This window comes from Streptomyces sp. SID3343 (genome assembly GCF_009865215.1).
Taxonomy (GTDB): domain Bacteria; phylum Actinomycetota; class Actinomycetes; order Streptomycetales; family Streptomycetaceae; genus Embleya.
On record NZ_WWJX01001255.1, the window covers coordinates 1 to 13,412 of the forward strand.

The 13,412-nt window shown below is 68.9% G+C and carries 8 protein-coding genes; 2 read left to right on the top strand and 6 right to left on the bottom strand.

What is annotated here, in order from left to right; translation table 11 throughout:
• Positions 1-25: 25 nt before the first annotated feature.
• The 6 genes from GT354_RS39530 to eccD all read right to left on the bottom strand — a co-directional run bounded on the left by GT354_RS39530 (position 26) and on the right by eccD (position 7,095).
• Entirely contained in the window at positions 26-484 is a 459-nt protein-coding gene (locus tag GT354_RS39530) for a hypothetical protein (RefSeq protein ID WP_161361194.1), read from the bottom strand.
• 5 nt (positions 485-489) lie between these two features.
• The gene (gene dapB / locus GT354_RS39535; protein ID WP_161361195.1) at positions 490-1,251 is read right to left on the bottom strand and encodes a 4-hydroxy-tetrahydrodipicolinate reductase; all 762 of its coding nucleotides are present in this window, start codon (positions 1,249-1,251) and stop codon (positions 490-492) included.
• An 85-nt stretch (positions 1,252-1,336) separates the two neighbouring features.
• Positions 1,337-2,698 carry a pitrilysin family protein gene (locus tag GT354_RS39540; protein ID WP_161361196.1) on the bottom strand — a complete coding sequence of 454 codons (1,362 nt, stop codon included), beginning with the start codon at positions 2,696-2,698 and terminating at the stop codon, positions 1,337-1,339.
• Positions 2,695-4,920: a polyribonucleotide nucleotidyltransferase gene (locus GT354_RS39545; protein WP_346012381.1), complete on the bottom strand. Its 2,226-nt coding sequence runs from the start codon at positions 4,918-4,920 to the stop codon at positions 2,695-2,697. The genes GT354_RS39540 and GT354_RS39545 overlap by 4 nt, the downstream gene beginning before the upstream one ends.
• A gap of 345 nt (positions 4,921-5,265) precedes the next feature.
• Positions 5,266-5,553, bottom strand: a complete 288-nt coding sequence (gene rpsO / locus GT354_RS39550; protein ID WP_161361197.1) for a 30S ribosomal protein S15 — start codon at positions 5,551-5,553, stop codon at positions 5,266-5,268.
• 144 nt (positions 5,554-5,697) lie between these two features.
• A complete protein-coding gene (gene eccD, locus GT354_RS39555) occupies positions 5,698-7,095 on the bottom strand; it encodes a type VII secretion integral membrane protein EccD (protein ID WP_161361198.1) in 1,398 nt (465 codons plus the stop codon).
• Between the two features lie 271 nt (positions 7,096-7,366).
• On the opposite strand from eccD, the gene eccCa reads away from it, so the two are divergent.
• The gene (gene eccCa / locus GT354_RS39560) at positions 7,367-11,323 is read left to right on the top strand and encodes a type VII secretion protein EccCa (RefSeq protein ID WP_161361199.1); all 3,957 of its coding nucleotides are present in this window, start codon (positions 7,367-7,369) and stop codon (positions 11,321-11,323) included.
• A 273-nt stretch (positions 11,324-11,596) separates the two neighbouring features.
• Complete coding sequence (locus GT354_RS39565; protein WP_161361200.1) at positions 11,597-12,019, top strand: hypothetical protein; 423 nt, start codon at positions 11,597-11,599, stop codon at positions 12,017-12,019.
• Positions 12,020-13,412 lie beyond the last annotated feature (1,393 nt).

The window sequence follows — 13,412 nt, forward strand, 5'->3', positions numbered from 1 at the left end:
GGCGCGACCGGTGGAGCTCGCGGCGCTACGCCGACGCCGCGGGAGCCTTCCCGGCGTGCAGGCGGATCGCGGTGAGCATCGCCCGGCGGCCGCGCGCGTTGTCGCGCGCGTCGCCGTACGCGACCGCGAGGCGGTACCACGCGCGCCAGTCCTCGGGGTTGGCCTCGGTCTCGGTCCGGCGGCGTTCGAAGACCTCGTCGGCGCTGTCGCGGACCACCCGGCCGCCCGGTGTGCGGGCCAACTCGTCCTGCGGCAGGCCGTCCTCGGCCGCCAGTTCGCGCGCGAGCCGCTGCATCGCGAAGCCGAAGCTCAGCTCGCGCCAGATGTACCACGCGCCGACGAACGGAACGATCAGGATCCCGACGCCGAGCACGACGGTGACGGGCTGCCCGTCGCGGATCGCGATCACGCCGCGACTGCCGACGAGCAGCACGTAGAACACCAGGACCGCGATCAGGACGAGCGCGGTGACACGTTGTTTCACGAACATCAGTCCAGGTCGAGGAAGTGTTCCAGGCCCACGGTCAGGCCGGGGGCGGAGCTCACCCGGCGCACGCCCAGGAGTACGCCGGGCATGAACGACGTGCGCTGGAAGGAGTCGTGACGAATCGTCAGCATCTCGCCGGCGTCGCCGAGCAGGACCTCCTGGTGGGCGACGAGCCCGCGCAGACGCACCGCGTGCACCGGGACGCCGTCGACTCGGGCGCCGCGGGCGCCGCGGGCGCCGTCCGGGTCGTCGGACGTCGCGTCGGGCATGTCCGCGCAGCCGGCGGCGCTGCGGGCCTCGGCGATCAGTTCGGCGGTCCGCCGGGCGGTGCCGCTGGGCGCGTCGATTTTGTTCGGGTGGTGCAGTTCGACGATCTCGACCGACTCGTAGAACCGGGCCGCCTTGGCCGCGAACTGCATCATCAGGACCGCGCCGATACCGAAGTTGGGCGCGATCAGAATGCCGGTCGTGGGGCTCTTCGCAAGCCACGTACGCAGCTGCTCCAGGCGGTCCGGGGTGAAACCGCTGGTGCCGACGACGGCGTGGATGCCGGCGCCGACGCAGTACTCGAGATTGCCCATGACAACGCCCGGGTGGGTGAAGTCGACGGCGACCTGCGCGCCCGCCTTCGCGAGTTCGGCGAGGTCGTCGCCCTCGTCGACGCGCGCGACCAGTTCGAGGTCGCTCGCGTCCTCGATCGCCCGGCACGCCTCGGATCCCATGCGGCCGGCCGCACCGATCACACCCACCCGGATTGCAGTCATCTCTCGCGCACTCTCCAGTCGGACTTCGAACCAGTCGGAAGGACTTCATACTCCGTCAGGCGGCCTTCGCCGAGACGGACCACGCTCAGGCCGACGCGGCCACGAACTCCGCGTCGTCGGCGAACGGTCCGACCACCGCCAGGGTGGGCCGGGCGCCGAACAGGCTCGTCGCCACGTCGTGGATCTCGGCGGCGGTCACCGCGGCGATCCGCGCGAGCACCTCGTCCACGGACAGGTGTTCGCCGTACACGAGTTCGCTCTTGCCGATCCGGCTCATCCGCGACCCGGTGTCCTCCAGGCCGAGCACGGTGGAGCCGCGGAGTTGGCCGATCGCGCGATCGATCTCGTCCTGCGGCAGGCCCTCGCGAACCACCTTGTCCAGTTCGGTCCGGCAGATCTCGATGACCTGCCCGGCCTTCTTCGGCTGGCATCCGGCGTAGATGCCGAACACACCGAGGTCGGCGTAGCCCGAGTGGAACGAGTAGACCGAGTAGGCGAGTCCGCGCTTTTCCCGGATCTCCTGGAACAGCCGCGAGCTCATCCCGCCGCCGAGCGCGGTGTTGAGCACGCTCAGCGCGAACCGACGCTCGTCGTCGCGGGCCAGACCCGGCATTCCGAGCACCAGATGGGCCTGCTCGGTGGGCCGGTTGAGCAGCCGCACGTCGGCGGAGCCGCGGAACGGACGGCCGCCCTTGCGCGGCGACGACGGCACGGCGGCCTCGTCGACGCGCACGTGCGCGAACGCCTTCTTGACCAGGCGCACGACCTTGGCGTGGTCGACGTTGCCGGCCGCGGTCACCACCATGTTCGGCGCCCGGTAGCGGCGCTTGTAGTAGCCCGTGATCTGGGTACGGGTGAGCGCGTTGATCGACTCGACCGTGCCCAGGACCGGGCGCCCCAGGGGGGCGTCGCCGAGCATGGCGTCGTAGAACAGCTCGTGCACGAGGTCGCCGGGCTCGTCCTCGTTCATCGCGATCTCTTCCAGGATCACGCCGCGTTCGGCGTCGACGTCCTCGGGGTCGATCAGCGAGCCGGTCACCATGTCGCAGATGACGTCGATCGCGAGCGGGAGGTCGGTGTCGAGTACGCGTGCGTAGTAGCACGTGTACTCCTTGGTGGTGAAGGCGTTCATCTCACCACCGACGGCGTCCAGCTCCGCGGAGATCTCCAACGCGTCGCGCTTGTCGGTGCCCTTGAACAGCAGGTGTTCGAGGTAGTGCGAGGTACCGGCGAGCGCGGGCGTCTCGTCACGCGAGCCGACCCCGACCCAGATGCCGAACGTCGCCGAGCGCACGGACGGCATGTTCTCGGTGATCACCCGAAGGCCGCCGGGCAGGACCGTGCGGCGGACGGCACCGGTGCCGTCCGCGTCACGCAGCAGGGTCTTCGTGGAACCAGGCCGCTGCGCGGACGCAGCGGCCTGGTTCTTCGACGAGGAGGACGTCACTTGGCGGCAGCGTCCTCGGAAGCCTCGGCGTCGTTGTCTTCGCCCTCGATGACGGGGACGAGCGACAGCTTGCCGCGCTGGTCGATCTCGGCGATCTCGACCTGCACCTTGTCGCCGACCTTGATCACGTCGTCGACGTTCTCGACGCGCTTGCCACCGGCGATCTTGCGCAGCTGCGAGATGTGCAGCAGGCCGTCCTTGCCGGGCATGAGCGACACGAACGCACCGAACGTGGTGGTCTTGACAACCGTACCCAGGTAGCGCTCGCCGACCTCGGGCATCGTCGGGTTGGCGATCGCGTTGATCGTCGCCCGCGCGGCCTCGGCCGAGGTGCCGTCCGACGCGCCGATGTAGATCGTGCCATCGTCCTCGATGGTGATCTCGGCGCCGGTGTCGTCCTGGATCTGGTTGATCATCTTGCCCTTCGGGCCGATGACCTCTCCGATCTTGTCCACCGGGATCTTGACGGTGATGATGCGCGGCGCGAACTGCGACATCTCGTCCGGCGTGTCGATGGCTTCCATCATCACGTCGAGGATGTGCAGGCGGGCGTCCTTGGCCTGCTTGAGCGCACCGGCGAGCACCGACGCGGGGATGCCGTCGAGCTTGGTGTCGAGCTGGAGCGCGGTCACGAACTCCTTGGTGCCGGCGACCTTGAAGTCCATGTCGCCGTACGCGTCCTCGGCACCGAGGATGTCGGTCAGCGTCACGTACTCGGTCTTGCCGTCGACCTCGTCGGAGATCAGGCCCATCGCGATACCCGCGACCGGCGCCTTGAGCGGCACACCGGCGTTGAGCAGCGACATCGTGGACGCGCAGACCGAGCCCATCGAGGTCGAGCCGTTGGAGCCGAGCGCCTCGGACACCTGACGGATCGCGTACGGGAAGTCCTCGCGGGCCGGCAGGACCGGGAGGATCGCCCGCTCGGCGAGCGCGCCGTGGCCGATCTCGCGGCGCTTGGGCGAACCCACGCGGCCGGTCTCGCCGACCGAGTACGGCGGGAAGTTGTAGTTGTGCATGTAGCGCTTGCGCGTCTCGGGGGAGAGCGTGTCGAGCATCTGCTCCATGCGCAGCATGTTCAGCGTGGTGATGCCCAGGATCTGGGTCTCGCCGCGCTCGAACAGGGCCGAGCCGTGCACGCGCGGGATGACCTCGACCTCGGCCGAGAGGGTGCGGATGTCGGTCAGGCCGCGACCGTCGATGCGCACCTTGTCGCGCAGCACGCGCTGACGCACGAGCTTCTTGGTGAGCGCGCGGAACGCGCCGCCGATCTCCTTCTCGCGACCCTCGAACGCCGGGAGCAGCTTCTCGGCGGCCGAGTCCTTGACCCGGTCGAGCTCGCTCTCGCGCGCCTGCTTGCCGGCGATCGTCAGTGCGGCCGACAGGTCGTCGGACACGGCGGCGGCGAGCGCCTCGAAGACGTCGTCCTGGTAGTCCAGGAACACCGGGAACTCGCCGGTCTCCTTGGCGGCCTTGGAGGCCACCTCGACCTGCGCGGCGCACAGTGCCTTGATGAACTTCTTGGCGGCCTCGAGGCCGTCGGCGACGACCTCCTCGGTCGGCGCGTCCGCACCGCCCTTGACCAGTTCGATCGTGCCGGTCGTGGCCTCGGCCTCGACCATCATGATCGCGACGTCACCGTCTTCGAGCACACGGCCCGCGACGACCATGTCGAACACCGCGCGCTCGAGCTCGGTGTGCGTGGGGAAGCCGACCCAGGTGCCGTCGATGAGCGCGACGCGCACGCCACCGATGGGGCCGGAGAACGGCAGGCCCGCGAGCTGCGTCGACATCGAGGCCGCGTTGATCGCGACGACGTCGTACAGGTGGTCGGGGTTGAGCGCCATGATCGTCTCGACGATCTGGATCTCGTTGCGCAGGCCCTTCTTGAAGGACGGGCGCAGCGGACGGTCGATCAGCCGGCAGGTGAGGACGGCGTCCTCGCTCGGGCGACCTTCGCGGCGGAAGAACGAGCCGGGGATCTTGCCCGCGGCGTACATGCGCTCTTCGACGTCCACCGTCAGGGGGAAGAAGTCGAGCTGGTCCTTCGGGCGCTTCGAGGCCGTGGTGGCCGAGAGCACCATGGTGTCGTCGTCCAGGTAGACCACGGCGGAGCCGGCGGCCTGGCGGGCGAGCCGCCCGGTCTCGAAGCGGATGGTGCGGTTGCCGAACGTGCCGTTTTCGATGACTGCTTCGGCGAAGCTGATGTCGGGACCCTCCACGGGTGCCCTCCTCGTTCGTTTCGAGGGAGCTTCGCGGCGCATGACGCCTCAGGGCCGGCCGAGCCGGTCTTCGATCGAAGCACCCGGGTGCGTTACCCGGGGGCCACTACCGAGGACCGGCGCTGTAGGTCGGCGCCTTGGTCGCGACGCGGCGCTCCCAGTGCTTGTTCGTTCGTGTTCGTGCCGTGTGCACGGACACTTCGTATCGTCGTATTACAACCGCTTGTATCTGCGGCTTGTATCTGCGGCGCCCACGTGATGCGCCTGCGGACACAGCCTACAAAGACTGTGTCCGGATACGGCGAAGGAGCGGCTTTCGGAAAGCCGCTCCCCCGTCGCTTACAACTAGCGGATGCCGACGCCGCTGCGGCGGATGCTCAGGCGGTCCGTCAGCGTGCGGTAGCGCTCGATGTCCTTCTTGGCGAGGTAGCCGAGGAGGCGACGACGCTGGCCGACCAGGAGCAGCAGGCCCCGGCGGCTGTGGTGGTCGTGCTTGTGCTCCTTGAGGTGGCCGGTGAGCTCGTTGATGCGGAAGCTCAGGATCGCGACCTGCACCTCGGGGGAGCCGGTGTCGCCTTCCTTGGTGGCGTAGTCGGCCATGATCTGCTTCTTCGTTGCGGTGTCGAGCGACACTGTGTCTCCCTCTGCAAGGTGGTGAGCGCCCCCGGTCTGACTCACGGAGGCGACTGGGCTCACATTGGTGCGGGCGCGTGCCCGGAGGCAGCACGCATCCCGGGCACGCGGCACCGGGATACGGACAACACTAGCAGGAGCGGATCAGGCCGTGATGTTCCGGAGTTTGTCGTACAGATCGAGGACCGCCAGGCACAGCGGCACGATCGAAATCATCAGCATGCCTTCGAGCAGGTCCATCATCCGACCCCAGAAGGGGGCCAGGCCGCGCGTGGGCACGGTGGTGGCGACCACCGCGAGCAGCGCGCCGACCAGACAGACCAGGGCGAAGATCCAACCCTGACGCTCCTTGTCGAACATGCCGGTGTCGAGGGCGAGGCCGACGAAGAGCATCGCGAGCCCCATCAGGCCGGCCGCGTACAGCACGGTGACCTGCGCGGTGTGCCGGAACAGGCGGGCGCGGCCGACGGTCACCAGGGCCAGGACCGCGGTGAGGATGCGGGCCCACATCGTGTCGACGTTGCCGAGCACGATGCACGACGTGACGATCACGACCGAGCACGCGCCGGTGAGACCGGTGAGCAGCTCGTGCCCGCGCCGGGCCCGGGCCGCGACGTCGGCGTGGTCGAGGGCGTCGACCTGGCCCGCGTTGGGCGCGTCGGCGGGCAGGAAGCCGATCGGCAGCCGTGCGAGCCGGGCCGCCCACGAGGGCAGGAACGCGACGAGGGCGACCGAGACGGTGCCGGCGACGGCGGCGGCCTCACGGGGCGCGGCGTCGAACGCGATGAGGCCGAACGTCGCGAGTGTGCCGAGCGCGCCGGTGCCGGCTCCGGCGATGTATACGGCGCCGTGTTCGGGCAGCAGCGCGGCGATCAGCGTCGCGACGACCAGGACGCCCACGCACCCGGTCAGGAACTGGACGCGCCCGGGGCCCTCGCGGACGGGCGGCTCGATCGCGCCCAGGCCGGCGATGAAGGCGTTGGGCAGCGCGCCCAGACCGAGCACCGCGCCGCCGGAGGAGTCCCCGTACACCCGGGCCCGCACGCCGGCCAGGACGGTGAGCAGGATCGCCAGCGAGCCCGCGACGATCGCGGGAAGGCCGTGCGGCAGGGCCATCCGCCACAGCACGACCGCGCCGAGGCTGAAGAACGCCGCCGCGCCGGCCAGGCCGGCGATGCGCAGCATCTCGGGCGTCCACAGGCGGTTCTCACCGGCGACGGAGGTGGCGACCGAGTCGGCCACGTCGTCGTACACGGGCGGCGGCGGAGCGTCGGCGAGCGCCGTGAAACGCAGGAGATCTCCGTCGCGGACGTTCTGCGCGGCGAGCGTGAGCGTGCTGTCCAACGGCTCCCCGTCGAGCCTGGTGAGTTGGAATCCGGTCACACTGCCGTTGCGCTGAATCTGCCCGGACAGCCGCAGTATTTCCGGGTATAGCTCGGCGAGTGGGACCTCCTCCGGAAGTGCGAGGTCGACTCGACAATCCGGTGCGATGACGGTGATCCGGGCGAACCCGGTCATGACCGTCGTGGTCGTGGAGTTCACCTGTGCAGTTCCCCCTGCTTCTCGCTGCCCGCTGTCCCGACGGCCCCGAGGGGCCGGGATGAGGAGGCACTCTATACGCACCGCTACTGGCGCTCACGGGGTCGGCCAGTAGTATGCGGCGCACATACGAACGGCTCGTCGACTGCCCGCCGTGTGTCATGGAGACGACCCTGACGGGGTGGGTTGACTCACATCACCTGCTCCTTTTCCGTGTTCTGCGGCGGGCTCGATCCGTGTCCAGGATCCTCGCGACGGATGAGGCTGATTCACCTTGACCGTGGTCATCGTCAAACGCCCGCCCAGGGTGTTGCCCTCTGCTGTCCCGGCAGAGGAGATCCAGCTCGAATCCCCGCCGGAATTGGAACGGCCGGGCGATCAGAACTGGATCATGAGCGTGCTCCCCATGATGGGCATGCTCGGTTCGGCGGGATTCTTCTTCATGCCGGGCGCGCCCAAGATGATGATGGTCATGGGCGGCATGATGATGGTGTCGTCGCTCGTCATGGTCGTCGCCAACATCCTGCGGGCTCGCGGCGGCAACCGCGCCGAGATGTTGGACGCGCGGCGCGACTACCTCAAATATCTTGCCCAGACTCGCAAGCAGGTCCGGCGGACCGCGCGCAGGCAGCGCGATTCGCAGCTGTGGACGCACCCGGATCCGGACCAGCTGTGGTCCGTGGCCGCGGGCGAGCGGCGGATCTGGGAACGCCGACCCGGCGACGCCGACTTCGCGCAACTGCGAGTGGGCGTGGGGCAACAACAACTGTCCACCCCGATCGTCGCGCCGGACACCGCGCCGCTCGAAGAGCTCGAACCGCTGTGCGCGGACGCCATGCGGCGCTTCCTGCGCACCCAGGCGACGCTCGACGACCTGCCGATGGCCATCTCGCTGCGCTCCTTCTATCACCTGACCGTCTCCGGCGACCCGGAGAGCGTGTACGGGCTGACCCGGGCGATGCTCGGCCAGCTCGCGGTACTGCATTCCCCCGACGACGTGCGCATCGTGGTCGCCACCGACGCGACCACGCGCCCGCTGTGGGACTGGGTGAAGTGGCTGCCGCACGCGCAACACCCGTCGCTGTCCGACGGTGCGGGCTCGGTGCGGATGATCTCGGCCGACCTGGGCGAGATCGAGGAGTGGTTGGCCGACGACCTGGCGGGGCGTTCGCGCTTCTCGCCGGGCGCGCAGCCCAACCTCGACCAGCCGCACCTGGTGGTCGTGCTCGACGGCGGCGCGGTGCCGGCCGGTTCGCAGCTCGCGGGGGCCGACGGCCTCCAGGGCGTGACGATCGTCGAGGTGATCCCGGGGCCGCTCGACGAACTGCGCGGCGGCCTGGCGATCATCGCCGAGGAGAACACGCTGACGCTGGAGTCGACCGCCGGCGCCTACGAGGGCTTTCCCGACTTCTTGTCCGAGGGTGACGCGGAGGTACTCTCGCGCAAGTTGGCGCCGTTGCGGTTGTCCGCCCAGGACGAAGACGAACCACTGTTGTCCAACCTGGACTTCACCGACCTGATGGGTATCGGTGACGCCGCGCACGTGGACGTGTCGCGCACGTGGCGACCGCGGCCGCAAAACGATCGCCTGCGGGTTCCGATCGGCATCGGCCAGACCGGCGAACCGATCATGCTGGACCTCAAGGAAGCGTCGATGGAGGGCATGGGCCCGCACGGCCTGTGTGTCGGCGCGACCGGTTCCGGCAAGTCGGAGCTGCTGCGCACGCTGGTGCTCGGTCTCGCGACCACGCACAGCTCGGAGATCCTCAACTTCGTGCTCGCCGACTTCAAGGGTGGCGCGACGTTCTCCGGGATGTCGGACATGCCGCACGTCGCGGCGGTCATCACCAACCTGTCCGACGACCTGACCCTGGTCGACCGCATGCGCGACTCGATCACGGGTGAGCTCAACCGCCGTCAGGAGCTGCTGCGTTCGGCGGGCAACTACGCCAACATGCACGACTACGAGCGAGCCCGCGTCGCGGGAGCGGCCCTGGAGCCGTTGCCCTCACTCGTCATCATCATCGACGAGTTCAGCGAACTGCTCACCGCCAAGCCGGACTTCATCGAGATGTTCATCCAGATCGGCCGCATCGGCCGATCGCTCGGTGTGCACCTGCTGCTCGCGTCGCAGCGCCTGGAGGAAGGCCGACTGCGCGGTCTGGACACCTATTTGTCCTACCGCATCGGTCTGCGCACGTTCTCCGCCGCGGAATCGCGCGCGGCCATCGGCGTACCGGACGCGTACCACCTGCCGTCGGTGCCGGGCGCGGGCTACCTGAAGTTCGACACCGAGTCGATGGTGCAGTTCAAGGCCGCGTACGTGTCGGGGACCTACCGTCCCTCCGATCGGATCCGGCGCAACCAGACCGGTTCGCCGATGCCGGTGATGTTCGACAGCCAGTGGACCGTGGCGAACATGTGGAACCGGCAACCGGATCTGCCGCCCGAGCCCGAACCCGAGCCGGACATCGACAGCGCGCTCGCCGACACCGTGCTCGACGTGATCGTGCGACGCATGGTCAACCAGGGCCCGCCCGCCCACCAGGTGTGGCTGCCGCCGCTGGCCGAGTCGAACTCGATCGACCAGATGCTGCCGCCGCTGACCATCACGCAGGATCGCGGTCTGTCGTCGCCCGACTGGGGCGCGAACGGCCGCCTGGTGGTTCCGCTCGGCCTCGTCGACAAGCCGTTCGAGCAGCGCCGCGACGTGCTGTACGCGGATCTGTCCGGAGCGGCGGGTCACGCGTTGATCGTCGGTGGCCCTCGAAGCGGCAAGAGCACGCTGCTTCGGACCATGATCTCGTCGTTCGCGATGACCCACACCCCGGCCGAAGTCCAGTTCTACGTCTTGGACTTCGGAGGCGGCGGCATGGTCGCGTTGAGCGATCTGCCGCACGTGGGCGGGGTCGCGGGCCGGCTCGACGCGGAGCGGGTGCGCCGCATCGTCAGCGAGGTGCAGGGCATCCTCAACCGGCGCGAGGAGATGTTCCGGGTCAACAACATCGACTCGATCGACACCTTCCGACGTCGGCGGGCGGCGGGGACGCTGCCCGACGAGGCGTGGGGTGACGTGTTCCTGTTCGTCGACGGTTGGTTGACGCTCAAGAACGACTTCGAGGCGTTGGAGGCGGAGGTCACCGACATCGCCACCCGGGGTCTGGGCTTCGGCGTACACGTCGTGCTCACCGCGTCGCGGCACCCGGAGATCCGGCCCGCGCTCAAGGACCAGATCCAGACCCGGTTGGAACTGCGCCTCGGCGAGACCATGGAGTCCGAGGTCGACCGGCGGCTCGCGGCGAACGTGCCGACGGGCGCTCCCGGTCGCGGTCTGTCCCCGGACGGGCTGCACTTCCTGGCCGCGCTGCCGCGCATCGACGGCTCGAACTCCGCGGAGGATCTCGCGGAGGGCATGGCGCACATGGTCGGCGCGGTCAAGGCCGGCTGGTCGGGTCCGCCCGCGCCGCCGGTGCGCGTGCTGCCGATGCTGCTGCCGTACGACCGGTTGCCCACCCTGGAGCACGTCCCCGGCCGGGGTATCCCGATCGGTGTCGACGAGCAGACGTTGGGCCCGGTGTTCCTCGACTTCAACGTCGATTCGAACTTCGTGCTGTTCGGCGAGAGCGAGTCGGGCAAGACCAACTTCCTGCGGCTGCTGGTGCGCGGCATCAGCGAGCGGTACGCGCCGGCGGAGGCACGCATCATCGTCTCCGACTACCGGCGCACGCTGTTGGACGTGGTCCCGGCGTCGCACCTGTTGGAGTACGCGGCCGCGGCGCCGGCGCTGACGGCGTTCATGGGCGACATCCGCGACGCGCTGGAACGGCGTCTGCCCGGACCGGAGGTGACGCAGGATCAGCTGCGCAACCGGAGCTGGTGGACGGGGCCCGAGTTGTTCATGATCGTGGACGACTACGACCTGGTCGCGTCCTCGAGCGGCAACCCGATCAGCGGCCTCGCCGAGTTCCTGCCGTTGGCCAGGGACGTCGGCCTGCACCTGATCATCGCCCGAAGCAGTGGTGGCGCGGGCCGCTCGCTGTACGAACCGATCATGCAAAAGCTCCTGGACCTCGGCACGTCGGGCCTGATCCTGTCCGGCAGCCGCGACGAAGGTGCCCTGATGGGCAACGTCCGACCGAGCCAAATGCCCCCAGGGCGTGGGCAGTTCATCTCACGGCGACGCGGCGTGGAGCTCATCCAGACAGCTTGGCTGCCGGACGACGCGGGCTGAGAACGGTCGGTGATCCGGCCGGATCACCGACCGGAACCCGTCGGGATGCCAACGCATTTGTAATGGGAAGGGCCAACTCTCCTTATCGGAGAGTCGGCCCTTTCCCGTTTTGGCAGGGCAAGCCGGGCGCCGCCATCCGAACGGTTATAACGGAACGTCATATTCCCCTTGCGGTGCGCTCCCTGTTCATGGATCAATAGTCGAATTGCGGTGCGCGGGTCTGTTCGTCGGGGGATACGGCGGCCGCGACAGGGGGCACCACACTCACGGGGGATGACGGTGGCAGAGGCAGGTCAAGGTTTCGAGATCGACTTCGACTCGCTCGATCGGTTCCAGAAGTGCATGGAAATGATCCTCAAGGATCTGGTCGAGGACAGCGGATCTCTGGCTCAAATCACGCGGCTCGACGTCGGCGCCTCGGATTTGGGCGAAGAGTTCGCCGAAGCGCCGTGGATACGCGGGATGTTGCTGGAGAGAAGTACCAGGTTGCAGCAGTTGGTGGCGACTTTGCTGGATCAGATCGCGGCGATGAAGTTGTCGGTGATGATGGCGGCGGGGAACACGGAGGCGGTGGACGAGGAGACTCGTCGCGCCCTGTCGGAGACGCTGAAGCGGATCGAGGCGGGAACAGCGCCGGCCCCGGCGGCTCCCGGCGGCACGCAGGCCGCTCCGGGTCAGGCGGCGGGCCTGCAATGACCCGGACGCGACGTAGCCACGGCGAAGGGGGAATCTGATGGTGCACCAGGACGGCGCCCCTACGAACGGTCCGGCCACGGGTCCGGTCACCGACTTCGAGCAGTTCCGGGTCAACGAGCTCGTGCGGATGGTCGAACGAGCCAACCCGGCCGCGCTGGACGAATTCGCGCGCAACCTGCAGAAGGCCGCCACGCGAATCGACGACGCCGCCCACTCCGTGGGCTTCAGCCTGATACACGTCGCATACGGGTGGAAGGGCGCCAGTGCCGACCAGTTCAGCGACTGGAACCGTGCGATCGTCTCGGCCACTCTCGAAGTCGGCGCGTACGTCAAGTCCACCGCAGACCACGTCGGCAACATCTCACGGCAACTCGCCGAGACGAAGTCCCGGATGCCGAAGCTCGACCCCGCTCTTGTCGCCAAGGCGGACATGGAAACGCCCGATTACCTGTTGAGGCCGGCAGTCGACTGCAACGACCCTGCGGCGGCCCGGGACGCGGCACGGGCTCAGGTGAACGCGGCGCACAGTGACGCGGTTGCGCAGTTACGCTCGCTGACATCGACGTATCGGGCGGCCTCGGCGGACCTGGGTCGGTTGAACGTTCCACAGTTCCCGCAACCACCGGCCAACATCGTGCTCGACAGTACCGTCGCTTTCGACGGACCTGGCGGCGGCGGTGGCGGGGGCAACGGGGGTGGGGGCACCACTCACAACCCCGGCAGCGGCCGGGCTTCCGGGGCGGCGGGTGGTGGAGGAGGCACCATCAGCGGTGGCTATCCGAGTGGCGGCGGCGGTTTTCCAGCCGGCGTACACGGTGAGGGTGCAGGCGGCGGCGTCCTGAGTGGCGGCCAGGGCTTTGGGTCCAACCCCTCCTTATCGCCGCCGAACACGCCTCAAGCTCCCGGTCACTGGGCGCCCGACAGCGGTGGGGGCACTCTTCCGCAAGGCACCAACCTGCAAGGCAACGGCTTGCTCACGGCCCCCGGCACAACCACGAGCCCCTGGTCCCCGTCACCGCAAGGCGGAACCGCAGGTCCGGGCGTTACAACCGGCGGCTTCCAGGGCGGTGGCTCGCTCCCGTTCACGCCACCTGGTGGCAGCGGCACCTCCTCGAACGGAGGAGGGGTGGTCGGTCCTCGTGGTGGCGGTGGCGGTGGCGGTACCGGTGCAAGCAAGGCTGGAGGCGGCGGGACTTCTCGCGGCGGAGGTGTCCCCGGCTCAAGCCCTCGCGGAGGAGGCTCCACGCCCGGTTCCACTCCCGCCGGAGGGGGACGCGGCTCATTCAGCACTGGGCCTGGAGCCGGTGGAATCGGCGCGCCAAGCGGCGGCGCCGGCACTGCGGGCGGGCGCAGCGCGCCCGCACGTGGCATGAGCGGTGGCGGTATGGGCGGG